Here is a 22,336-nt window from a genome sequence, read left to right on the forward strand (position 1 = left end):
TTCAATCCTTGGTAGTTAACAGTGACGCAGGGGCGCGCGCCACAACATGGCGGCGGCCAGCAATTTGAGTGCGCACGGCAGCAGCGCGTAGGCTGCTGCCAGCGCGCTGCTGCCGCCCCCCGGCGCCGGGCACGTAACCGAGCCACGCCAGCAACGGCAGGGCGATGCCGGCGGCCAGCGCCAGCGTCATTTGCACGCCCCAGTTCCAGACGCCGAAGTAAGCCGCTTCACGCCAGCCGGCATGCCCGGCCGCGCCGATCACGCCGGCCAGCAGCGCTGGCGGCAAGGCCAGGTCGGCGCCCAGCGCCAGTCCGGACAACAGGCAGATGACGCCAAAGGCGATGCTCGCGCCCGCGCCCAGCCCGAAGGCCCAGACGAAAACGGCGGCCGCCAGCAGCATGCCGGCGGCCCAGGCGCGCGCCTCGCCGAAACTGGCGGCGGCAGCTCTCCACAGCGGCATCGAGGCTGCCGCCGCGCCGAAGTACTGAATCAGGAACTGGCCCGACATGTCACCCAGTTGCAGCCGGTCGGCCGCGAAAAACAGGAACAGCGTGGCCGGAATCGCCGATGCGACGCCGTTCACGATCAAGACCGCGAACAGGGCGCGAAACGGCGCTTCGCGAAATGGCGCCGTCATGGCGCGCCAGTCGGGCCGCGCGGCGGATGCCTTGCCGATGGCCGGCCTTGCCGGCCTTGCCGGTCACCGCCGCCGCCAGCACCACGCCCACCAGGCCGCAGGCTTCACGCACGCCGGTGACACGCGCGCGCTCGGCCGGGGCCTGGGTCAATGCCGCGCCCCAGCTCTGGTGCGCAATGGTGGCGATGCTGAAACCGACGTAGACCAGCATCAGCGCGCCGAGAAACCAGCCCATCGTCGCCAGGCTGCCCAGCACCGGCGGGTGGAACAGCGCCACGAAGCCGGCCAGCAGCAGCGGCAGCGACAGCGACAGCGCCACATAGCGCGCGTACGCGCCCTGCCCGCGCTCGATCCACCAGCCGAGCAGCGGGTCGATGAAGGCGGCGGCCACGCGCGCGGCGAGCAGGACGGCGCCGATCAGCGCCAGCGACAGCCCGGCGCGTCCGGAGTAAAACCGGGGCAGGTAAACATAGATCGGCAGCGCGACCATCGCCAGCGGCAGGCCGAACAAGCCGTACGACAGCAGCATCGGTAGCGACAGCCGGCTCATCGTGCGGCAGCGGCTTTGAGCAGCGCGCTACGCAGCGCACGCGCACTGGTGGCCGGATCGAGCCAGATGCCGAAAAAGGCGCGCGCGAATTCCTGGTCGGGCAGCGCCGCCAGCGCCTTGCCATCGAGGTAAAAACGGGCGCCGCCGCCGGGCACGAACACGCCGCTGATATGGGTGCCTCTTTCACATCGGGGAAGATGGTTTTCATCCTGGCCAGCCACTGGGCGCGCTGGGCCGCGCTGCCGGCACCGATCTTTTCCATCTGCTCGGCGCTGGCCTCGGCGATCTTGACGCCATCGAGCTTGCGCGCGTAGCGCAGGTCCAGCACGAACGGCAGGTCGGCGCGATAGCCTTTCTCGCCCACCCACAGTTCGGCTTCGTAGATCGCCAGCCCGAACCAGGTGTACGTGCCCTTGCCCGCCAAGCGCGCCTGCGGCAGGTTTTCTTCGATGTGGGCCGGCGCGGCGCCGGGCGTCCCGCAGACCAGCATCGACCACAGTGCAAGGGCGGACAAGAATATGCGGCGGCGCATCTCAGGCTTTCGTCAGGGTGAAGTGCATGACGTCGGTGCTCTTTTCGCGGAACGCGGCCTCGCAGTAGCACAGGTAAAACTCCCAGGTGCGGATGAAGCGTTGGTCGAAGCCCTGTGCGCGCACCTCGTCCAGGCGCGCGTGGAACGCCTTGCGCCATTCGACCAGGGTGTCGGCGTAATCGATGCCGAAACGGTGCTGGCCGGTCACCGTGAGGCCATATTCAAACGCCATGCGCTCGAATACGGAAGGCGATGGCAGCATCCCGCCCGGGAAAATGAATTGCTGGATGAAGTCCGTGCCCTTGCGATAGCGCTCGAACAGCTCGTCGGCGATCACGATGGTCTGGATGCAGGCGCGCCCGCCCGGTTTGAGGTTGCGCGCGATGCACTCGAAATAGCTGGGCCAGTAGCTTTGGCCGACCGCCTCGAACATTTCGATCGAGGCGATCGCATCGTACTGGCCGGCGCTGTCGCGGTAGTCGCACAGGCGCAGGTCGGTTTTCCCACCCAGGCCGGCGTTTTCCAGGCGCGCTTTGGCGTAGGCCAGCTGCTGCTCCGACAAGGTCAGTCCGGTCACGTGCACCTCGCCATCGCGCGCAGCCAGTTCGGCGAATCCGCCCCAGCCGCAGCCCGCGCTGGGGAATCGCGGCCAGCAGTTTTTCCACATAGTTGCGCGAGCCGCCGCGCACGGTGCGCCACTGGGGCCGGTTGCTCACCTGCAGCAAGCCGTGGTTGTGGCAAAAGCGGATGAAGGTGGCCACCGGGAAGGCCAGCATCTGGTCCGATGGGCACGACCAGATGCAGGCCGCCATCGGCAGCAGGTAGCAGGAGCGGAACTGGGCGCTGTAGCCATGCTGGTCGAGGAAGTCGCCCAGCGACATGGCCGGCATGCGCTTGGCCACGGCCAGGCTGGTGGCGTGCCGGTTGAAGCGCAGGATGTCGCGCAGCATGCCCAGAAAGCGCGGCCGCAGCAGGTTGCCGCGCTGGGCGAACACGGTGTCGAGGTTGCTGCCGGCCCATTCCAGCACGCGCGCGCCGGGCTCCTGCCCGAGCGGCAGCTTGACCGAAAACGACATGTCGCTGGGCGCCGTGTCCACGTCCAGGTCGGCGAACAGGGCGATCAGGTTCGGATAGGTACGCTCGTTGAACACCAAAAAACCGGTGTCCACGCCATGCGTGATGCCATCGAGGGTGACGTCCACCGTGTTGCTGTGGCCACCGAAGTAAGCACCCGCTTCATACGGGTTACGTCCGCTCCGCCATGGACAAGCCGGTATGCGCACGACAAACCCGACATTCCCGCTCCAATCACAGCTATCTTCATCATCCCACCCGTTTTCCTTGTTTTGTCCAGGACAAACAAATCGCCCGAAGGATAATCCGTGAAATAATGAAATATGTCAACTGTTTGTCCATGACAAAATACACTGTCATTGATGTATACGCAGTGGGTAATAAATTGGATTCAAGAAACATGATCCATTACCAAGCAGGAATATCGAGAGGCGTGGCATGATGTGGCGCGTGCGGCGGCTTGCGAAAGCAAGCTGGTACATAGAGTAGTTTTTTATTTACTATTTCGACTTACAATCGGGACGATGTCCTGAACAAACGATGAATGCGACAATGAGCCAAGCACAGACCACTGCCGTTTTCAGCAGCATCAGCGACGTGGAACGGGACACCGGTGTCCCCAAGGAAACGCTGCGCGTGTGGGAACGTCGCTATAACTTTCCGCAGCCGCAGCGCGACGCCAACGGCGAGCGCCTGTATCCGCTCGACCAGGTGGCGCGCCTGCGCGTGGTCAAGCGCTTGCTGGACATGGGTTACCAGCCCGGCAAGATCGTGCACCTGGACACCGACGAGTTGAGCAGCATGGCCAGCAAGTCCGGCAGCGGCACTATCGCCGCCGACGCCGACGATCCGGTGCTGCGCCAGTGCCTGGCCATGATCAAGGCGCACCAGATGCACGAGCTGCGCCAGAAAATGGCCCAGGCGCTGCTGCAACTGGGCTTGCGCCGCTTCGTGCTGGAACTGGTGGCGCCGCTGACCACGCTGGTGGGCGACACCTGGGCCGCCGGCGGCCTGGCCGTTTTCGAAGAACACCTGTTCGCCGAACTGCTGCAAAGCGTGATGCGCAACGCAATCTTTTCGGCCAACCAGCAGACCGGCCTGATCGACGCCACCCCGCGCATCCTGCTCACCACCGTGCCCCAGGAACGGCATGGCCTGGGCCTGTTGATGGCCGAAGCGCTATTCGCATTGGAAGGGGCGCACTGCGTTTCGCTCGGCGTACAGACCCCGCTGGCCGATATCGTCGAAGCGGCGCGGGTGCAGCGCGCCGACATCGTGGCGCTCTCGTTTTCAAGCGTGACATCGCCGCGCGCGGCGGTCGACAATGTGATGGAGCTGGAAAACCGCCTGGGCGAGAGCGTGCAGGTGTGGGCCGGGGGCAGCTGCGCCGCGCTGGCCCGGCGCCAGCTCGGGCCGAACCGGGTGCTCGACCTGCACGACATCGACGTGGCGGTGGCGCGCTGGCGGGCCCGGAACAGCGCTGTTGGCGCTTAGCGCCACATACTGGCCAGCCCGGCGCAGGAAACCCCGCCCTGCTCTGGTAAAATACGCGGCATCGATTTCGTCGTGCCCGGCGCCGCCGGGCATCAGCATGCTGCGCCCTCCAACACACTCCCATGTTTAGTTTTTTTAAGAAAAAACCGCCCGCTCCCGATCTTCCGCCGCCACCGCAGCCCGCACCTCCTCCGCCGGTACCGGCCGTGCCCGCGCCAGCCGTGCCGCCCGCTCCCGTCGCCGCGCAGGCGCCTTCCGCACCGTCGTCACGCCGTTACGGCACCACCTCGACCTTCGTCGCGCCACCGCCAGCGCCCGCCGCAAGCAGCGAACTGATTGCGGAAACCGCCGAGCGCCTCGGCAACGACGCCGACAGCAAAAGTTCCTGGATGGCGCGCCTGAAAGCGGGCTTGTCGAAGACCTCGAACAACCTGAGCCTGCTGTTCGTGGGCGCCCGCATCGACGAAGACCTGTACGAGGAACTCGAAGCGGCCCTGCTGATGTCCGACGCCGGCATGGATGCCACCGACTACCTGCTCACCGAACTGCGGCGCAAGGTAAAAGAAGACAAGCTGCTTGACGCGGCCGCCGTCAAGGCCGCGCTCAAGGTGCTCATGACCGACATGCTGCGCCCGCTCGTCAAGCCGCTCGAACTGGGCCGCCACGAACCGCTGGTGATGATGATCGCGGGTGTCAACGGCGCCGGCAAGACCACCACCATCGGCAAGCTCGCCAAGCACATGCAGAAATACGAGCAATCGGTGCTGCTGGCCGCCGGCGACACCTTCCGCGCCGCCGCGCGCGAGCAATTGATGGTCTGGGGCCAGCGCAACAACGTCACCGTGATCGCCCAGGAATCGGGCGACCCGGCCGCCGTGGCCTTCGACGCCGTGCAGTCCGGCAAGGCGCGCAAGATGAACGTGGTCATGGTCGACACGGCCGGCCGCCTGCCGACCCAGCTGCATCTGATGGAAGAATTGAAAAAAATCAAGCGCGTGATCGGCAAGGGCATGGATGGCGCCCCGCACGAAGTGCTGCTGGTCATCGACGGCAATACCGGCCAGAACGCCCTGGCCCAGGTCAAGGCCTTCGACGATGCCTTGCAGCTGACCGGCCTCGTGATCACCAAGCTGGACGGCACCGCCAAGGGTGGCGTGTTGGCCGCGATTGCCCGCACCCGCCCGATTCCCGTATATTTCATCGGGGTCGGCGAAAAGATCGAAGACTTGCAACCGTTCAGCGCCGACGAATTCGTCGAGGCGCTGCTGGGATAAGCGCCCATGATCGAATTCCGCTGCGTCTCCAAAACCTACTCGGCCGATGCCACCGCCCTGCGCGAGGTGACCCTGAACATCGCGCGCGGCGAACTGGTCTACCTGGCCGGCCCGTCCGGCGCCGGCAAGTCGACCCTGCTGAAGATGATCGCGGCCATGGAGCGCCCCACCTCGGGCAGCGTACTGGTCAACGAACAGGATATCGGGCGCATGAAAAATGCCAGCCTGCCCTATCTGCGGCGCAATCTCGGCCTGATTTTCCAGCAGCAGCGCCTGCTGACCGACCGCTCGATCCTGGCCAATACCATGCTGCCGCTGCTGGTCACCGGCGCCTCCAAGGCCGAGGCCGAACTGCGGGCCCGCGCCGCGCTGGAAAAAGTCGGGCTGGAGGGGCGCGCGCTGGCCAGGCCGCTCGAATTGTCGGGCGGCGAACAGCAGCGCGTGGCGATTGCCCGCGCCATCGTCAACCGGCCCCAGATCATCCTGGCCGACGAACCCACCGCCAACCTCGACCGCGCCAGTGCCGACAAGGTGCTCGACGCCCTGCGTGCCTTTCATTCGGTGGGCGTGACTTGCCTGATCGCCACCCATGACGAACTGGTGCTGTACGACGCCGCGCGCCAGGGCCGCGCGCGCGTGATCCGGCTCGACCATGGCGCCGTGGTGGGAGACGCCACATGAAGCGCTGGTTCCGCCAACACGGTTTCGCCATCGGCTCGGCGCTCGGCCAGCTGGGCAAGTCGCCGCTCAGCTTCCTGTTCAATGTGATCGTGGTCGCCATCGCGCTCACACTGCCGTTCGCCGGCTTGACCCTGCTCGACAATGTGCGCCCGATGTCCGAGCAGTTGTCGGTCGAGCCGGAAATCAGCGTCTTCACCAAGGCCGAGACCACGCGCGAGCAGGCGCAGGCGCTGGAACCGGCGATCCGCGCGATCCTGGCCGATCCCAAGTCGCGCATCGTGTTCGTGCCGCGCGAACAGGCGCTCGACAGCCTGAAAAGCAAGAGCGGCCTGGCCGACGTCCTGGCCACGCTGGGCGAAAATCCCCTGCCGGACGGCTATGTGTTAAAGCTCGACAGCTTCCGCAGCGTGAGCGAAGCGGGCAGCGTCGATGCCATCGCCGCGCGCCTGCGCGCCTTGCCGGGCGTGGACGCGGTGCAGGTCGATTCGGCCTGGGTCAAGCGCCTGGCCGCCCTGCTGCGCGTGCTGCGCCTGATCCTGCTGCTGCTGGCCGTGACCCTCGGCATGGTGGTCATTGCCGTGGTATTTAATACGATCCGCCTGCAGGTGCTGACCCAGCGCGACGAGATCGCCGTGAGCAAACTGATCGGCGCGACGGACGGCTTCATCCACCGTCCCTTCTATTACACCGGCGGCTTGCTGGGCTTGTGCGCCGGCGGCGTGGCGCTGGGCGCGGTGACCTTGTCATTGCAGCCTCTCAATACGGCCATCGGCGAGTTCGCCCGCCTGTACGGTTCGTCCTTCCAGCTGGCGCCGCTCAATCCGGTGGCGATGGGCGTGCTGCTTGCCGTCAGCGCCGCGCTCGGCCTGGCCGGCGCGGTACTGTCGGTGCGCAGGCATCTGGCGCGTTTGCGCTAGCCAGGATAGGTCGCCAATGAGTATCTGCCTGGCCCTTAACGCGCCCCGCGGCGCAAGCGCCAAGCTCTACTCATGACATATCGGACTACATGGAGGTCGCGCCAGCGTCAAACACCGCCTGCAGGCTGGGCGCATTGAGGCTGCGCTCGAACCACTGTTCAAGCTCAGCCTGCGTGGCCTGAGCGATGCGCTGCGTTGCCGGCGCCGGCAACTCGCCGAAGCGGCTGCGCAACAGGCTGCCCAGCACCGCGCGAAGTGCAATGACTTGCCCTTCCGCCTTGCCTTCCGCCTTGCCATCTTCCTTGGCTTTCTCCGCCAGCGCGAATCCTTTTTGAAAGCCGAGTTCCTCGAACTGTTCGGCCCAAGTTGAAAGCTTACTGTCCATATCAGCATCCTCCTCCACACTATCCAAGGTGAACCATTCCGGTTTGCCGGTTGCGCGTGCCAGCAAACCGTTTACCCATACCTGGACCGAGCGCCGCAGATTGGCCTCGGGCGTGCCCTTGAACCACGTCATCAGCGCAGGCAGGACGTTTTTTGAGACATCGGGACCGGCTGAAAGTTCACACCGAAACAGCAGCGCCAGCAGGCTGGCGTTCGCTTCCAGCTCGGTCCTGTCCAGGCGCTGCTGGTCGATCAGCAGGTAGCGCTGGGATGGCTGGAGCGCAGCCAGCTCGGCGGGCGCTTGCATGAGGAGTCCGGTCAAGTCCAAGCTGGCGCTCCAGTGCGGCATACCGTTGTAGAACACCAGCGGCAACACCGACGGCAACAGCAAGCCAGGAGACAATTCGTGGCCCTTGACCAAGTCCTGGTACAGCAAGCCGATATAGGTTTGCATGCGCAAGGCCATCCAGCGGTCCACGCCGGACTGGCATTCCAGGAGAATATACACGTACAGAAATTCGTCACCCAGCCGTACGCGCCAGACGAGATCGTCCTGGCGTGCCGACAAACGGTCGCTCACATACGCCGGATTGACCCGCTCGAAGGCCGACAGCGGGATCTCGTCGAACAGCTTGGCGGAAGTAAAGCCGGTGATCAGTTCGCGCACCAGTTCCGGGTGGGCGAACAGCGAACGGTATCCGAGGTCGTGAAGGGCGGGCATGGCGCATTGTAGCGAGCGTCCCCGCCCTTCCTTTGCGCTACCTCAGGCGTGTGCGGGGCCGGCGCTCGCGGCGCGAGACACACTATCCAGGGTCCTCACACCAGAGCGCTTGCTGCTGGCGGCCTTCGCCTATGCTTTGATGAGCAATCCGCGCCGCCTGCCTTGGCACACATCATGTCCGTATCCGACCCGGCCCCGCCATACAGATCGTTGTCATTGTCGTCACCGTCCATGATGATGGGATGCATGGCGCGGCCTGACATGCGACCAGCGCCTTGCGTGTGTAAACGAACAGAGGCGACCGCCCTGATCGGCGACACTGGAACCGGGTTTAGATACTGTGCTGGCGCAAACGCATGGCGATCGGCCGCGCCGCAAATTTGATCTGGATCAAAGGGCAAACAGCACCCTCCACTAGAGTGAAACTTGCGAATTTATGCTTGCCTCTAAGTAATATCATTTCGCTATCGCCGCCATATATTCTCGACATTGGCACTCCACACGAGAGAGTGCTAATATAGGGTCTTGCATGGCGGGGAATCCCCGAAGCCACCGCTGGCATCAGACCGCAACAGTCGCCCCGGACCCGCATCCGGCCCGGGCATTCGATGATGCAGCACAGACACTCTACGAGGAAATACATGATGACGTTGTCCGCACAATCCGCATTGGTTCCGACCGGCAATCGTGCTTTAGGACTCGGTTTCACCGGCAATCTGGGCAATATCGACGCCTATATTTCGGCGGTCAACCGCCTGCCGATGCTGACCCACGAGGAAGAGATTTCCTTGGCTCAACGCCTGCAACAAAATAACGATCTCGCCGCCGCGCAAGAGCTGGTGCTGTCGCACCTGCGGCTGGTGGTGTCGATCGCGCGCGGCTACCTCGGCTACGGCCTGCCGCACGCCGATTTGATTCAAGAGGGCAATATCGGCCTGATGAAGGCGGTCAAGCGTTTCGATCCCGACCAGGGCGTGCGCCTGGTGTCGTACGCCATGCACTGGATCAAGGCGGAAATGCATGAGTACATCCTGAAGAACTGGCGTCTGGTCAAGGTCGCGACGACCAAAGCCCAGCGCAAGCTGTTCTTCAACCTGCGCAGCAACAAGCAGGGCCTCGATGCCATGACCCCGACCCAGATCGATGCGCTGGCCAAGCTGCTCGACGTCAAGCGCGAAGAAGTGATCGAGATGGAAACGCGCCTGTCGGGCCGCGACATCGCCCTCGAAGCGCCAACCGATGACGAAGACGACAAGTTTTCGCCGATCGCCTACCTGTCATCGGACCTGTCCGAGCCGACCAAGGTACTCGAAGCCGAACAGGTCACGCGCCTCCAATCGGAAGGGCTGGAAACGGCGCTGGGCAAGCTCGACGCCCGTTCGCGCCGCATCGTCGAAGCGCGCTGGCTGGCCAACGACGACGGTTCCGGCGCCACCTTGCACGCGCTGGCGGACGAATTCGGCGTCTCCGCCGAGCGTATCCGCCAGATCGAAAGTGCTGCCCTGAAGAAAATGAAAAGTGCATTGTCGGCTTATATCTGAGCCCGCGCACGCCTGGCGCCCCCGCGCCGATGCCGCCTGGTGTAGACTAGGCGGCATTTTTTTCGTCAGTACAAAGCGTCAAGCTTGTACAAGTCAATACACTTGATTACATATTTATAATCCGAGATTGACGTATCATGCATACCGTGCCGGTGTCTGAGCGCGGCAATAACATGGGCCCCGAGCGCTGCCCCGCGCGCCGTCACAGCCTTTTTCACAGCCAAACATGAATAGGTAGTCAGCAAATGAAACACTTTACATGGACACGAAGCCTGGCCGTCCTGGTGCTGGCGCCAGGCCTGGCCGGCGCCGCACCGGCCCTGATCGAGTCCCCGGTCCTGAACAATATGAGCAAACGCTATGCCCAGCACGCCGGCATCGAACTGGCCGACAGCCGCGGCGTTGGCGCGTTCAGCCTGGGCGACGTCACCCGCGCCATGCACGGGCGTCCGGGCGAGGCCGCGCTCGGCGGCGAAGTCGACCTGAGCGGCGCCATCAGTGCCTACGCCAACGGCAATGTGCCCGCATGGGGCGGCTCCGGCACGCGCCACGGCTTTGCGGAAGTACGCGCCAACTATGCCAAGGACGCCAGGAGCGGTTTCAGCGCCGCCAGCGCGCGCCCGAGCGTGGCCTCGCAGTCGGTCCCGGAACCGGAAACCTATGTGATGCTCGCCGTCGGCGTGGCCGTCATCGTCTTCACGCGCGGCACCCGCAAGCGCTTGCAGGACAGCCTCGACGCATGAACGGCCGGGCCGCCGCTGCTCCCCTTGGCGGCCGGGTGTGCTCAGCGATTGCCTTGTCGCGCTAAATATCTTTCTTACAATGTTTTACTTTGATGCCAGCCGGCCCACGCTTATGATGGCAAGCCTGGTGCGCCGTTGCGGCGTTCGTCGATGTGACAATGAAAAGGAATGCGACCAATGAACATGTTTAAATTGCAGATGGGCGCAGTGGCGCTGGCTTTTGCGTCCGCCACGGCATCGGCTGCGCCGACCGTCATCGAAGCGACCGGCTTCACGTTCACCAATCCCGATTCGACGCTGGCCGACGTGCTCGTGTCCGACGTGGCGGGCGCGACCACCATCCGCTTCAGTGATTTTGCCAACAGCATGTCCCTCAACACCAGCGATGCCGACGGCAATGCCTACTCCGCCGACATGACGTTCGCGGTGCGTGCCGGCTATCAGGTCACCGGCTATTCCTTTTCGGCCAGCTTCGCCGGCACCCTCGACCCTGCCGTGCCGCCGGGCGGCGTCGCTGGCGCCGGCATGGCCAGCAACCGCGGTTCGGTCAGCCTGATCGCCAGTGGCGCGAACGACTGGAGCAGCCAGGGCAACCGCAGCGTCAACAAGCTCAATGGCAACGATTCCTTCGTGTTCAGCGCCGCCAACCTGACGCTCAGAGACATGATGACCATCTCCTTGAACAGCAGCATGACCTTGTTCGCCGCCCCGGCGGTCTGGACCACGCCGGATGGCGTAGTCCAGCGCCAGGATTCGTGGGCTGGCCTGAGCGTGCTCAATCCGACCCTGACCGTCTACACCACGGCCGTGCCGGAACCGGAAACCTACGCCATGCTGGCGCTCGGCCTGGCCGTGATCGGCCTGACCCGCCGCACCCGTTTGCGCCTGCAAGAGAGCGTGGCCTAAGCGCCATACGGGGGGGCGCCTGGCCGGCCCTTCCATTCCCGGCGGGCATGCACGGCGCCACAGCTCGCCAATTGCGCGGCCACACAGTGACGAAATTGATATGATCTATGATCGGCTTTCCACTACTGAGGAGCCATCATGAACAAGTTGATTTTCGCGCTCGCCGCCTGTGTGTTGACCGTGTGCGGCGCGGCGCCCGTGAAGGAAGAGTCGATGCATCGCAAACACAAGGGCACCATTGTCTTGTTGCCGCAGACCAGCACCATCGTGGCGCCCGACGCCACCCTGCGCTACGAGCGCGTCGACGACAGCCGCTGCCCGCCCGACGTGGTGTGCATCACCGCCGGCAAGATCGTCTACTATTTCACGCTGATCTTTCCCAACGGTGTAGAGCCGTTTACGCTGGAACCGGCCGCGCCGGTCTATACATCGGTGCAGCAGCCCGCGCTGTTCATCGCGCTGGCCAACGAGCCGCCGCCCAAGCTGCCCTCGAATGCACCGCCAGCCCCGCCACTGCCACTCGTCCTGAACGTAGGCCAGCCTCCACAACCGTAAGCCGACAAGACCACATGACCCACACCGCCCGCCGCCTCGCCCTCGCCTGTTCCATCATCCTCGTCATTCCCCTGGGCCATGCCAGGACCCCGGTGGCGAGCGGCACCGGCGGCGCGGTCGCCACCATCAGCGAACAGGCGTCGCAAGCGGCCATGGCCATACTCGACAAGGGCGGCAATGCGATCGACGCTGCGGTCGCCGCGGCCGCCACCCTGGGCGTGACCGATCCCTACAGCTGCGGCATCGGCGGCGGCGGCTTCATGATGATCTACCTGGCCAGGGACAAGCGCGTGATCACGGTCGATCACCGCGAAACGGCCCCGGCCAGCGTCACCCCCACCATGTTCCAGGAAAACGGCAAGGAGAGCGACGTCGACGCCACGCTCGCCAGCGGCGCCTCGGTCGGCGTGCCCGGCACCGTGCGCGGCTGGCATGAAGCGCTGAGCCGCTACGGCACCATGTCGTTCAAGCAGGTACTCGCGCCGGCCATCGGCGTGGCCACCAAGGGCTTCATGGTGAGCGACAACTTCCACCGCATGAGTGCCGACAACCAGAAAAAATTCTCGCTGTTTGGCAGCAGCAGCGCCCTCTACCTGAAAGACGGCAAGCCCCTGCCGGTCGGCACCCTGCTCAAGAACCCCGGCATGGCCAAGGCTTACCGCGAGATCGGTGCGCAGGGCCAGAAAGCCTTTTACCAGGGACCGATCGCGCGCGCCATCGTCGACGCCGTGGCCAGGCCGCCGGTGGCCGCCGGCGTGCGCGTGCGCGCCGGCGCGATGACCCTGGCCGACCTGGCCAACTACGAAGCGCGCATCCGCCAGCCGGTGAAAACCACCTACCGCGGCTACGAACTGTACGGCATGGCGCTGCCGAGCAGCGGCGGCATCGCCATCGGCGAAGCGCTCAACCTGCTCGAGGGCTACAACCTCAAGAGCCTGCCGCGCGCCAGCGCCGAGCACCTGTACCTGGAAGCGAGCCGGCTCGCCTTTGCCGACCGCAACGCCTACCTGGCCGATCCCGAATATGTCGACGCCCCGGTGGCCGGCCTGCTCAGCAAGGAATACGCGGCACGCCGGCGCACCCAGATGAACGCCGAGCGCGCCGGCCCCAAGGTGCTGGCGGGCGACCCGTATCCCTTCCAGAACGACCCCAGCGTGCCGCAGCGTCCGCAGGCCGCGCGCCTGCTGGCCGACAGCGCCCACACCACCCACCTGGCCGTGTCCGACAAGGAAGGCAATGTGGTGGCCTACACCTTCACCATCGAATCCTGGGGCGGCAGCGGCATCGTGGTGCCGGGCTACGGCTTCTTGCTCAATAACGAACTGACCGATTTCGATTTCAGCGGCCCGCACCCGAACGTGCCGGAAGCGGGCAAGCGTCCGCGCAGCAGCATGGCGCCGACCATTGCGCTTCGCAACGGCAAGCCGGCGTTTACGGTCGGCAGTCCGGGCGGCGCGACCATCATCACCACCGTGCTGCAAACCATCGTCAACCACGTCGACTTCGGCATGCCGATGGACCAGGCCATCAATGCCCCGCGCCTGAGCCAGCGCAACGATGCGGCCACCGACGCCGAGCCCGGCTTTGCCGGCGGCGCCCAGGCGCTGGCGCTGGAAAAACTCGGCTACAAATGGCGCGCCAAACCGGAAGAAATCGGCGCGGCGAATGCCATCGTGTTCAATGCCGACGGTACCGTGACGGCCGTCAGCGAAGGCAAGCGCCACGGCGTGGGCAGCGCGCTGGTCCAGAAAAGCGCCCACTGAGCGCCATTCACGCCATGCGGCCGCCCGGAAACGCCGGCGGCGGCGCCACCATCCGCGCCCAGCGATGCCGTACCCAGCCGGCGCCCGCCAGCAGCGCGGCAACGCCGATCAGCAACCATGTGGCGTTGTCGACGCTGCCGTGCAGGGCCGCATACTCCAGTGCCCAGCCCGGCACCAGCCAGAGCGCATAGGCCACCGCCCCCCTGTCACCGCGCTGTCGGCGGCGGCATAATTACGCAAGGCCATCGCGCCGGCGCCCATGCCCAGAAAGCCAGCCGGCAGCAGGCGCACTACCTCCGTGGCGCTGGCGCCGAGGCCGAACGCCAGCGCCAGGGTAAGCAGGCTGATCCCCGCCCAGCAGCCGGCCAGTTCGCGCAGCAAGGCGCGCGCCATCGCGCACCAGCGAGCGCATAGCGTCCCGCCGCAGACCACCTGGCCGCCCGGGCCTTGCCCCCACCTTGGCCGCGCACTGGCCACGGAGCGCGCGACAAACGCCGCAGCAAGGCATACCCCATGACACGCAAAACACGACGTCGGCGGCGGCCAGCCGGCCTTCGCTGAGCAACAGCTCCGGCAATCCGGGCGCGACCCATGACAACACGGCGGGCATGAACGGCATCGCGCAACTGAGGTAGCCCATGACCGGCACCACCATGATGGTGGCGAAATAGGTCAGGACCGGGCACACGATGACCAAGGTCAGCAGCACGGGCGCGCCGGTGCAGGCGAACAGCAGCGCCAGCACGGCGGCGATCGCCAGATAAGCCAGCGCCAGCACGCGCAGCGAGCGTTCGGCAAAGCGCGGCACCAGCTTGCTGGCCCGGTGGTTTTGCTGCACGACCGACGCCAGCAGCAGCCCCCACCACAGCAGCGCCAGCGGCACCCCGGCGCCCATCCCGATCGAGCGCCCCCAGCGCCCGCTGAGCGCGCCGGCCAGCGGCGGCCCCACCAGCACGGCCGCCAGCAAAATCCAGCTCAGCCAGTTGCCGCCCACGCTGGCGCGGCTCTGGACGGCGGCCATCGCGATGGCGCGGCTGGCGCGCCATTCGGCGCCGGCATGTTCGATGCGCAGCGGCGGCGTCGAAACCCCAGCGCGCCAGCAGCTGCGTGACGCGCGCGCCGTTCCAGCGCGGGTACAGGGCCTCGAAATAGGCCAGCATCTGGTGCGCCGTCATCCACTCGAACAGGTCGCTGGCCTGCGGCACGTCGCCGATGCGCGCACCTGCGGCCGGGCAGCCTGGTCAAGCTTTTCAGGCAATCTCAGGAAGCTGCGTCAAACACCAGTTCGGGCAGCACCACTTCCCACTGCGCGCAGCGGGCCAGGCGACGGTACTCGGTCTCGTCGTCATCGGCCTGGCGCACCAGGATCGCGGCCACCCGGCCCGCGCTCCAGCGCAGATGTGGCGGCGGCTTGAACGACCTGGCCAGCTGTCCCACCAGCACGCCGCCTGCCGTCACCAGTTCCCATCTGGATTTGCCTTCGCGTAGCTGCAGCGCGTCGTCGATGCGCAGCGCGGCAATGGCGCGGTGGACCGGGTCGCCCGGCGCCATCCGCCCGACGAAGCCGATATCGACATCCTGCAAGGTGAGCTGCAAATAACGGCGCCGCAGCGCGCCCGCTGGCGCGGCCACCACCACCGGCGCGCGGCGCAGCAGGCATGGTGCGTCGGCCAATTGGTCGAGCAGATTGGCCGTGCGGCTGCGCGACGGCGCGAAGCGCGCCAGGGTCAGCGTCTGGCGCGCGCGCGTCATGGCCACGTAGTACAGGCGGCGCGGCGCATCGGCGTCTTCGTTGGCACTGAGTGCGGTCCAGTCGCCGTCGGCCACGGCCACGTGGTCGAACTCGAGCCCCTTGGAACGGTGTGCCGTCAGCAGCAGCAAGCCACCCTGGCGGCGGCGCGCTTCGCGGCCCCATTCGGCCAGCCATTCGATGAAATGCGCCACCGGCAGTTCGGTGCCGTCCGTCTCCAGCGCATACTCCTGGACCGCCTGGCGCAAGAGACTGAGCCAGGTGCCCTGCGGCTGGGTGCCCAGCCAGGCCTCGATGGCGGCCGTGTCGACCAGCGCCGCGCCGCCGGCGCGCAGCCAGCGCACCAGCGCCTGGGTTTCGCGCAGGCGCCAGAACTGCGCGGTTTCTTCATTGGCCAGCTGCACCGGGATGGCGTTTAACATGCAAAAAGTGCGCAGCGGTTCCAGGGTTTTCCACTCGCGCGCGATGACCGCCACGCCGGCCCAGTCCCAATCGGGGTCGAGTGCGGCCAGGCGGCGCAGCTCCGCCATGATGGCCAGCGCCTGGCTGGCATCGTCGGCGCCGGCGTCGATCATTTGCACGCGTCCCTGGCCGACCGGGTCGCGCGCCTGCCACACGCCGCCCGCATCGACCCTGGCGCGCGCGCGGTCGATGCTGACCGGGTTCTCGTTTTTCATGCGCTCGGAGGCGGGCGCTATCATGAAGTTGGACGCGTCGATGATATGCCGGGTCGAGCGGTAATTCTCGGTCAGGTAGGCCGGTTTGGCGCTGTAGTCCTGTTCGAAGCGGCGGATAAAGTCGACCGAGGCGCCATTGAAGGCGTAGATGTTCTGGTCATCGTCGCCGACCGCGAACAGGCTCAGTCGCGCATCCTCGTCGGCGCTGTTGCGCCCCGCCAGCGCCGAAATCAGCGCGTACTGGTCCGGGCCAATGTCTTGGTATTCGTCCACCAATATCGCCCGAAACGCGCCGAGCAGGCGGTCGCGCTGTTGGTCGGCTTCCTGCGGCGCCAGGCCCGTTCCGTTCAACAAGGCCACCGCCTGCGGGATGACTTGTCCGAGCAGGTCGTCGGCGGCCGCCCCGCGTTTCTCGAAGCTGATGCCGGCCAGGCGCATCGCCAGCGCGTGGCAGGTCAGCACGATGACGCCGTTGGCGTCCGCCCCGATCAGCGCGGCGAGGCGGCGCCGGATTTCGACGGCGGCGTGGCGGTTGTAGGTCAGCACCAGGATGGCGCGCGGATTCTCGCGCCGCACCCGCACCAGATAGGCGATGCGGTGCACCAGCACGCGCGTCTTGCCCGACCCGGGACCGGCCAGCGCCAGCACGTTGGTGCGCTCGCGGTCGTCGGCCACGATCCTTTGCTGGGCCGTGTGATTGAGGCTGTCGACGATCGCGCGCCACGACGCCGGCGTGGTCTGGCGTTCCAGTTCCTTCTCGCGCGCGGGCAGCCATTGGGCGATGAATTGATCGCGCTCCATGCTGAAGTAATCCATCGCCAGTTGCAGGGCGTCGGCCATCTTCTGCAAGCCGCGCTGCACGTATTCGGCCATCACGTGGATCTGCACCACCTGCTCGCTGTAGTGCAGTTGCAGGGGCGCGAAATCGGCCTTGTAAAAACCGCGGCGTTCCGGCGCCAGGCGGATCGTCATGGCCGGCCGGAACACCGCCATGCCTTTGTTCAGGCGGATCACGCCCTGCTCGTGAAGCCATAGCAGGCCACGGTCAACCAGCTTGGGACACGACCTGGACCGCCCCGCCAGCTCCAGGTCGCCCTCGATCGATGCCAGCAGCTGGCCGAGCGTGGTGCTGGCCAGCTGGTCGTTGCCGCGCGCGCCTGGCGGCAGGCAGGTGCCCAGATGCTCCAGCAGCCTGGTCGCGCCATCGCGCCGCAGGGCGGCGGTGCTGGCGATCAGGTTCCAGCTGCGCTGCAAGGTGATCTGCACGCTCTCCGCATCGAGCTGGCGCACGCCGAAGCTGCCCACGCCATCGTCGCCGTGGCCATCGTTGGCGATGCTGCGCACGATGCGCAGCAGCTTTTCGGGCAAGGCCCAGGCCAGGCCGGCGTCTTTCAAACGCTGGCTGGCGTGACGCAGGTGCAGTACCGACGCGCCGCCCTTGGCCAGGTCGGGCGCGCCTTCGCGCATGGCGTCGAGCAGCGCCACTTCGAGCGCGCAGGCTTGTTCGAGCAAGCGTTTCGACGACATCTCCACCGCCACATGCACGAAGGCGGTCAGCGCGGTGTCGTTGCTGGCGATCTTGTACTGCTCCAGTTCATACAGGGCGGCGCGTACCTTCTCGGCCGACAGGCCCGAGGCATTCATCAATTCGTCGGTGGAGATGCCTTGGTCGGCGTCGGCGCCGATCAAGGCTCCCACCAGCGCCAGCAAGGCGTCGCGCTTGTCCTTGAACAGCGGGTAGGCAGCCAGCTTTTTTTCGGCTTCTTCCAGGGTAGCTACGCGCAGCGAGGAAGGGAAGATCTGCACCTGGTTTTCTTCGCGCGTGAGCAGCCTGGCTTCTTCCAGCCAGGCGATGGCGGTGCGCACGCGGGTATCGTCGGTGGTGGAGTCGCGCGCGAAGTCGCCGTCGGCGTCCTCGGTCAGGATCTCGCCGGCGGTGGCGACGATGTCGGCGTCGCCATGCTTCTTGCGCTCCAGGCGCTTGATCGCCTTGAGCACCACCTGGATATCCTGCTGCGACAGGCGCGACCGCGCCGACATGGCGAACTGGCGCTCCACATCCTCCACCGTGTACAGCAGCACGCACAGGGCGGCGCCGCAATCGCGTCCGGCGCGCCCGGCTTCCTGCAGGTAGTTTTCGAGCGAGCCGGGAATGTCGGCGTGGATCACCAGGCGCACGTCCGGCTTGTCGATGCCCATGCCGAAGGCATTGGTGGCGACGATGACCTTGAGCTCACCGGCGATGAAGGCTTGCTGCCGGTCTTTCTTGTCGCGCCCGCGCAAGCCGGCATGGAAGTGCCCCGCGCTCACCTCTTTCTGGCGCAGGAAAGCGGCGATTTCCTCGCTCTGTTTCTTGGTCGCGCAGTAGACGATCGCGCCGCCGGGCGCGTGCGCAGGCAGTTCGGCGTCGAGCAACTGGTGGATGTGCGCGAATTTTTCGGCCGGCGTGGTCGGCACCACCGAGAACGACAGATTGACCCGCTTGGCGCCGCCGTCGAGCAAGGCCAGTTCGATGCCAACCTTGTCGCGAAAATGCGCCAGCATGTCGGCCACCACGTCCGGCTTGGCGGTGGCGGTCAGGCACAGCACCGGGGCAATCTCGCCCCCACCTGCCCCGTCCGCAGCGCGTTCGCGGATGAAGCGGCCCACGTAGCGGTAGTCGGGACGGAAATCGTGGCCCCATGTCGAGATGCAGTGCGCCTCGTCCAGCACCCAGGCGCCGATCTCGCGCTGTTCCAGCACGCGCCGCACGCCGGGGCTGCGCAACTGCTCGGGCGAGACGATGACGATGCCGGCGTCGCCCAGGCGCACCCGGTCCAGCGCGGCGGCGCGCTCGGGAATCGACAGCAGGCCGTTGATCGCCACCGCGCAGCCGATGCCGCGCCCTTCCAGCCCGGCCACCTGGTCGGCCATCAGCGCCACCAGCGGCGAGATGACCACCGTCAGGGCGCCGGTCTTGTCGTAGCGCGACAGGGCCGGAATCTGGTAGCACAGCGACTTGCCGGTGCCGGTCGGGAGGATGCCGAGCACGTGGCGCCCGCGCATGGCGGCGTCGACGATCGCTTCCTGCAGCGGGCGGCCCTGGGCGTCGCAGGGTTCGGGGCGGAACGCGTCGAAGCCGAACCAGCGCTTGAGCTCATGGCGCGCATCGTGGCGCTCGCGGCACCAGGCGCAGGCCGCATCGGCGCACGGCGTATCGCGCAGGCGCCGCACCAGCTGGGCCGCTTGCGGGAACTGGTGGCGCACCCACGGCGGCATGACCGAGCTGCCGCCGGCGACCGCGAGCCAGGCCAGCGCGTATGCCAGCGCCCAGCCCAGGGTGGGGGCATCGGCGGCGATGGCGCGCGCCTGGACCAGGCACGCCTGGCCCTGCAGGCGGCGCAGGATCGCGGCCCCGGCCTCGATGTCGCCCGGCCGCGCGCCGCGGCGCACCATCATGAACAGGGAGTTCAGTCCCGAGAGCGTGGCGGCGCTGGTGGTGAGCCAGTGCCAGGCCAGCAGCAGGTCGGGCGCGCTGTCCTGCATCTCGCGAAAAGCGGCCAGCTGGTCGGCGAACACTTGCAGGGTCAGGCGGGCATCGCCTTCGGGGTCGTTCAGGCTGCCGCGCTGGAGCTGGCCGTGCTTGTAGTGCTTGACCAGATGGTGGTACGGGTGGCGCGGAAAAGCGAGCGGATTGAGGCGCAGGGTGTCGACCATCGGCAGCTTGAGCAGGCGCAGCTGCGGCGCGGCGGCGGCCAGGTGCGGCGCGTCGAATGCGATCAGGTTGTGGCCGAGCACGAAGGCGACCGGGTCGGCGAAGTCGTCGAGCTGCGCCAGCGCCGCGTGCAAGTCGCCTTTGGTGAACACGATGGCATCGCCGGTGTCGCCCCGCACGGCCGCGAACTGGTGGATGCGGCCATCTTTCAGGCCCACTTCGAGGTCGATCGAGAGGCAGCGCGGCGTGATGGCGGCCGCTGGCGGGTCCGGCTGCGCGGGCACGCGGGTAAGGTCAAGGGTCATACAACGCTTTGCAATGAAGAGTGTCGCATCGCGGGCGGTTCCTCGCTTGCTGTTCTGAGCGCGATTCTAGCAGCGGGCACTTCATCAATGCACAAAAAAGAAGCGCCCCGCGCCAAACACCCGTGTCGCATAAGGACAGGGATCGGTGCGGGGCGCTGCCAGCGCAGGGCGCCATGCCGGGATCGTGCCCGGCCAGCGCACGAACTTACAGGTGCGGCGTGATCTTCGGCATCAGTTCGTCGAAGGTGCGGCCGCTGCCGTTTTCGCCGATCGCGTGCATCTTCCACTCGCCGCCGTGACGGTACAGCTTGGCCATGATCTGGGCCGTGTGATCGCCCTGCACTGACAGATTGAAGCGCGCCACTTCCTTCTGGTCGGCCCCGTTGATGATGCGGCAGTAGGCGTTCTCGACCTGCGAGAAGTTCTGGCCGGTGAAGCTGTTCACGGTAAATACCAGCGACTTGACGGTGGCCGGCACCTGGCTCAGGTCGACCAGGATTTGCTCGTCGTCGCCATCACCGGCGCCGGTGCGGTTGTCGCCCGTGTGCACGACGCTGCCATCCTTGCTCTTGAGCTGGCGGAACCAGACCGCATCGACCGCGCGGTTGCTCTCGTCGAACAGCAGGCAGGATGCGTCCAGGTCGACCGACTGGCTCTTGCCGCCAAAGCCGAACAAGCCCTTGGTCTTGATGGCATCCCACCCCAGACCCATGGTGATGCGGGTCAGGGTGCTGCCGGCTTCTTTATCCAGAGAAATTTTCTGGCCTTTTTGCAGATTGACTGACATGGTAGGACTCCTTGGTTTTTAACGCGCGTTGCCGGCCGCCCAGGCTTGGAACGAGGCACGGTTGCGCGAACAAATATACACTTTGCCATTGCCGGAGAAGCGTAGCACGATGCCTTCCCCGCTGGTCTGGCTGTTGATCAGGTTGCCTAAAAAGCCGCCGCTGGTGCCGGTCGTGATCGACGGCGTGTAGTGCAGGCTGCTGTCCCAGGCGACCACGTGCGAATTATCGATAGTGATGTCCTTGCCCTGCTCGACCACCAGCTCGTTCATCGAGCCGAAGCCGGACACCACCACCTGGCCATGGCCGCTGGTCTCGGTCACGAAAAAGCCGCCGCTGTCGGCGAACAGCGCATTGCCGAGGCTTTGCGTGCGCACCTTGAGATCGACCTTGGAACTGGCGGCGACAAAGGCGCCGTCGCTGAGCATGTACTGGCGCTGGCCGCACTCGATGATCTGCATCGCGCCCGGCAGGGTCGGCGAGAGCAGGCAATCGCCATCGCCGCGCACCGCTTCGATGTGCTGCTGGAAGAACGATTCGCCGTTGGCGAAGCGCCGCATCAGCGCGCTACCGATACCGCCCTGCATCTTGCCCTTGAGGTCAAGCGCGGCTTCCATCATGACCATGGCGCCCGATTCGCAGTAAATCGTGTCGCCGCGCGTCATGGAGACGTGCAGGAAAGGATCGATATCGCCTGTGACTGTAAAAACTGCCATGTGTGCTCCTTGTTGGCGGCCCGCCGGGAAGCGGGCCGCACACGACTTAAACGTTGACGCCGTAGCTTTTTGCCAGGGGGCCCAGGCCGCCCTGGAAGCCTTGGCCGATGGCGCGGAATTTCCAGTCCGCGCCAGCGCGGTAGACTTCGCCGAAGACCATGGCCGCTTCGGTCGAGCCATCTTCCGACAGGTCGTAGCGGGCGATTTCGGCATTGCCGGCGGCGTTGATGCAGCGAACGAAGGCTTTCGACACCATACCGAAATTCTGGCGCCGTGTCTCGGCATCGTGAATCGTCACGGCCAGCACGACCTTGTCGATATCGGCCGGCACGTTGGCCAGGTCGATGGTGACGCTTTCATCGTCGCCGTCGCCGGCGCCGGTGGTGTTGTCGCCCGAGTGGGTGATCGAGCCGTCGGCCGATTTCAGGTTGTTGTAGAAGATGAAGTCGGCGTCGGAACGGACCTTGCCGCTGGCGTCGAGCAGGAATACCGCACCGTCCAGGTCGAACGCGCTGCCATCGGTGGCGCGGGTATCCCAGCCTAAGCCGACGATCATTTTGGTCAGGCCGGGTGCTTCTTTACTCAGGTTGACGTTACCGCCTTTTTGCAAGCTGACTGGCATGTTAATTCTCCAAAA

The 22,336-nt window shown here is 65.9% G+C and carries 20 protein-coding genes and 1 pseudogene; 9 read left to right on the forward strand and 12 right to left on the reverse strand.

Annotated elements, in window-relative coordinates; genetic code table 11:
• Window position 1: 1 nt before the first annotated feature.
• The 5 genes and pseudogenes from F2P44_RS36390 to F2P44_RS17585 form a co-directional block, all read right to left on the reverse strand.
• Window positions 2-589 carry an MFS transporter gene (locus tag F2P44_RS36390; protein WP_308610197.1) on the reverse strand — a complete coding sequence of 196 codons (588 nt, stop codon included), beginning with the start codon at window positions 587-589 and terminating at the stop codon, window positions 2-4.
• Entirely contained in the window at window positions 510-1,187 is a 678-nt protein-coding gene (locus F2P44_RS36395; RefSeq protein WP_308610199.1) for an MFS transporter, read from the reverse strand. Before F2P44_RS36395 ends, F2P44_RS36390 begins: the two co-directional genes overlap by 80 nt.
• A complete protein-coding gene (locus F2P44_RS35605; RefSeq protein WP_370662711.1) occupies window positions 1,184-1,342 on the reverse strand; it encodes a chalcone isomerase family protein in 159 nt (52 codons plus the stop codon). Before F2P44_RS35605 ends, F2P44_RS36395 begins: the two co-directional genes overlap by 4 nt.
• Window positions 1,343-1,720: 378 nt before the next feature.
• On the reverse strand, window positions 1,721-2,386 hold the full coding sequence (locus tag F2P44_RS17580) for an SAM-dependent methyltransferase (protein WP_167088348.1): 666 nt from the start codon (window positions 2,384-2,386) through the stop codon (window positions 1,721-1,723).
• Window positions 2,346-3,043: pseudogene (locus F2P44_RS17585) on the reverse strand (NAD(P)/FAD-dependent oxidoreductase); the annotation flags it as partial. The gene F2P44_RS17580 and the pseudogene F2P44_RS17585, both read right to left, overlap by 41 nt.
• A 302-nt stretch (window positions 3,044-3,345) precedes the next feature.
• Here F2P44_RS17585 and F2P44_RS17590 point away from each other — a divergent pair.
• The 4 genes from F2P44_RS17590 to ftsX all read left to right on the forward strand — a co-directional run bounded on the left by F2P44_RS17590 (window position 3,346) and on the right by ftsX (window position 7,159).
• The gene (locus F2P44_RS17590; protein WP_167088349.1) at window positions 3,346-4,287 is read left to right on the forward strand and encodes a MerR family transcriptional regulator; all 942 of its coding nucleotides are present in this window, start codon (window positions 3,346-3,348) and stop codon (window positions 4,285-4,287) included.
• Between the two features lie 122 nt (window positions 4,288-4,409).
• Window positions 4,410-5,561 (forward strand): signal recognition particle-docking protein FtsY, encoded by a 1,152-nt coding sequence (gene ftsY / locus F2P44_RS17595; protein ID WP_167088350.1) that lies wholly within the window; start codon window positions 4,410-4,412, stop codon window positions 5,559-5,561.
• Between the two features lie 6 nt (window positions 5,562-5,567).
• Window positions 5,568-6,242, forward strand: a complete 675-nt coding sequence (locus F2P44_RS17600; protein WP_167088351.1) for a cell division ATP-binding protein FtsE — start codon at window positions 5,568-5,570, stop codon at window positions 6,240-6,242.
• Window positions 6,239-7,159, forward strand: a complete 921-nt coding sequence (gene ftsX, locus F2P44_RS17605) for a permease-like cell division protein FtsX (RefSeq protein ID WP_167088352.1) — start codon at window positions 6,239-6,241, stop codon at window positions 7,157-7,159. Before F2P44_RS17600 ends, ftsX begins: the two co-directional genes overlap by 4 nt.
• 85 nt (window positions 7,160-7,244) lie before the next feature.
• On the opposite strand, the gene F2P44_RS17610 is transcribed toward ftsX, so the two are convergent.
• Window positions 7,245-8,264, reverse strand: coding sequence for an Rpn family recombination-promoting nuclease/putative transposase (locus F2P44_RS17610; protein WP_167088353.1), 1,020 nt, complete (start codon window positions 8,262-8,264; stop codon window positions 7,245-7,247).
• Between the two features lie 641 nt (window positions 8,265-8,905).
• Between F2P44_RS17610 and rpoH the strand changes: the two genes are divergently transcribed.
• The 5 genes from rpoH to ggt all read left to right on the forward strand — a co-directional run bounded on the left by rpoH (window position 8,906) and on the right by ggt (window position 13,772).
• Complete coding sequence (gene rpoH, locus F2P44_RS17615; RefSeq protein WP_167088354.1) at window positions 8,906-9,805, forward strand: RNA polymerase sigma factor RpoH; 900 nt, start codon at window positions 8,906-8,908, stop codon at window positions 9,803-9,805.
• 245 nt (window positions 9,806-10,050) lie between these two features.
• Window positions 10,051-10,548, forward strand: coding sequence for a PEP-CTERM sorting domain-containing protein (locus F2P44_RS17620; RefSeq protein ID WP_167088355.1), 498 nt, complete (start codon window positions 10,051-10,053; stop codon window positions 10,546-10,548).
• A 177-nt stretch (window positions 10,549-10,725) separates the two neighbouring features.
• Window positions 10,726-11,454 (forward strand): PEP-CTERM sorting domain-containing protein, encoded by a 729-nt coding sequence (locus tag F2P44_RS17625; RefSeq protein WP_167088356.1) that lies wholly within the window; start codon window positions 10,726-10,728, stop codon window positions 11,452-11,454.
• Between the two features lie 138 nt (window positions 11,455-11,592).
• Window positions 11,593-12,009: a hypothetical protein gene (locus tag F2P44_RS17630; protein ID WP_167088357.1), complete on the forward strand. Its 417-nt coding sequence runs from the start codon at window positions 11,593-11,595 to the stop codon at window positions 12,007-12,009.
• Window positions 12,010-12,023: 14 nt separating this feature from the next.
• A complete protein-coding gene (ggt, locus tag F2P44_RS17635) occupies window positions 12,024-13,772 on the forward strand; it encodes a gamma-glutamyltransferase (protein ID WP_167088358.1) in 1,749 nt (582 codons plus the stop codon).
• A gap of 7 nt (window positions 13,773-13,779) precedes the next feature.
• Here the strand turns inward: ggt and F2P44_RS17640 are convergent, their stop codons facing one another.
• From F2P44_RS17640 to F2P44_RS17665, 6 genes are all read right to left on the reverse strand, one after another.
• Window positions 13,780-13,968, reverse strand: coding sequence for a hypothetical protein (locus F2P44_RS17640; RefSeq protein ID WP_167088359.1), 189 nt, complete (start codon window positions 13,966-13,968; stop codon window positions 13,780-13,782).
• A gap of 36 nt (window positions 13,969-14,004) precedes the next feature.
• Window positions 14,005-14,793, reverse strand: a complete 789-nt coding sequence (locus tag F2P44_RS17645) for a hypothetical protein (protein WP_167088360.1) — start codon at window positions 14,791-14,793, stop codon at window positions 14,005-14,007.
• A gap of 239 nt (window positions 14,794-15,032) precedes the next feature.
• Window positions 15,033-20,198 (reverse strand): RecQ family ATP-dependent DNA helicase, encoded by a 5,166-nt coding sequence (locus F2P44_RS17650; RefSeq protein WP_167088361.1) that lies wholly within the window; start codon window positions 20,196-20,198, stop codon window positions 15,033-15,035.
• A 205-nt stretch (window positions 20,199-20,403) separates the two neighbouring features.
• Window positions 20,404-20,985 (reverse strand): TerD family protein, encoded by a 582-nt coding sequence (locus F2P44_RS17655; protein ID WP_167088362.1) that lies wholly within the window; start codon window positions 20,983-20,985, stop codon window positions 20,404-20,406.
• An 18-nt stretch (window positions 20,986-21,003) separates the two neighbouring features.
• On the reverse strand, window positions 21,004-21,699 hold the full coding sequence (locus F2P44_RS17660) for a TIGR00266 family protein (protein ID WP_167088363.1): 696 nt from the start codon (window positions 21,697-21,699) through the stop codon (window positions 21,004-21,006).
• Between the two features lie 46 nt (window positions 21,700-21,745).
• Window positions 21,746-22,321 (reverse strand): TerD family protein, encoded by a 576-nt coding sequence (locus F2P44_RS17665; RefSeq protein ID WP_167088364.1) that lies wholly within the window; start codon window positions 22,319-22,321, stop codon window positions 21,746-21,748.
• Between the last annotated feature and the right edge of the window lie 15 nt (window positions 22,322-22,336).

The organism is Massilia frigida (genome assembly GCF_011682175.1).
GTDB classification, from domain to species: Bacteria; Pseudomonadota; Gammaproteobacteria; order Burkholderiales; family Burkholderiaceae_D; genus Telluria_A; species Telluria_A frigida.

Coding starts and splice junctions, on each gene's coding strand:
- F2P44_RS36395 (WP_308610199.1), bottom strand. CDS start 1,187: ATGAGCCGGCTGTCGCTACCGATGCTGCTGTCGTACGGCTTGTTCGGC.
- F2P44_RS17580 (WP_167088348.1), bottom strand. CDS start 2,386: ATGTGGAAAAACTGCTGGCCGCGATTCCCCAGCGCGGGCTGCGGCTGG.
- F2P44_RS17590 (WP_167088349.1), top strand. CDS start 3,346: ATGAGCCAAGCACAGACCACTGCCGTTTTCAGCAGCATCAGCGACGTG.
- ftsY (WP_167088350.1), top strand. CDS start 4,410: ATGTTTAGTTTTTTTAAGAAAAAACCGCCCGCTCCCGATCTTCCGCCG.
- F2P44_RS17600 (WP_167088351.1), top strand. CDS start 5,568: ATGATCGAATTCCGCTGCGTCTCCAAAACCTACTCGGCCGATGCCACC.
- ftsX (WP_167088352.1), top strand. CDS start 6,239: ATGAAGCGCTGGTTCCGCCAACACGGTTTCGCCATCGGCTCGGCGCTC.
- F2P44_RS17610 (WP_167088353.1), bottom strand. CDS start 8,264: ATGCCCGCCCTTCACGACCTCGGATACCGTTCGCTGTTCGCCCACCCG.
- rpoH (WP_167088354.1), top strand. CDS start 8,906: ATGATGACGTTGTCCGCACAATCCGCATTGGTTCCGACCGGCAATCGT.
- F2P44_RS17620 (WP_167088355.1), top strand. CDS start 10,051: ATGAAACACTTTACATGGACACGAAGCCTGGCCGTCCTGGTGCTGGCG.
- F2P44_RS17625 (WP_167088356.1), top strand. CDS start 10,726: ATGAACATGTTTAAATTGCAGATGGGCGCAGTGGCGCTGGCTTTTGCG.
- F2P44_RS17630 (WP_167088357.1), top strand. CDS start 11,593: ATGAACAAGTTGATTTTCGCGCTCGCCGCCTGTGTGTTGACCGTGTGC.
- ggt (WP_167088358.1), top strand. CDS start 12,024: ATGACCCACACCGCCCGCCGCCTCGCCCTCGCCTGTTCCATCATCCTC.
- F2P44_RS17645 (WP_167088360.1), bottom strand. CDS start 14,793: ATGGCCGCCGTCCAGAGCCGCGCCAGCGTGGGCGGCAACTGGCTGAGC.
- F2P44_RS17650 (WP_167088361.1), bottom strand. CDS start 20,198: ATGACCCTTGACCTTACCCGCGTGCCCGCGCAGCCGGACCCGCCAGCG.
- F2P44_RS17655 (WP_167088362.1), bottom strand. CDS start 20,985: ATGTCAGTCAATCTGCAAAAAGGCCAGAAAATTTCTCTGGATAAAGAA.
- F2P44_RS17660 (WP_167088363.1), bottom strand. CDS start 21,699: ATGGCAGTTTTTACAGTCACAGGCGATATCGATCCTTTCCTGCACGTC.
- F2P44_RS17665 (WP_167088364.1), bottom strand. CDS start 22,321: ATGCCAGTCAGCTTGCAAAAAGGCGGTAACGTCAACCTGAGTAAAGAA.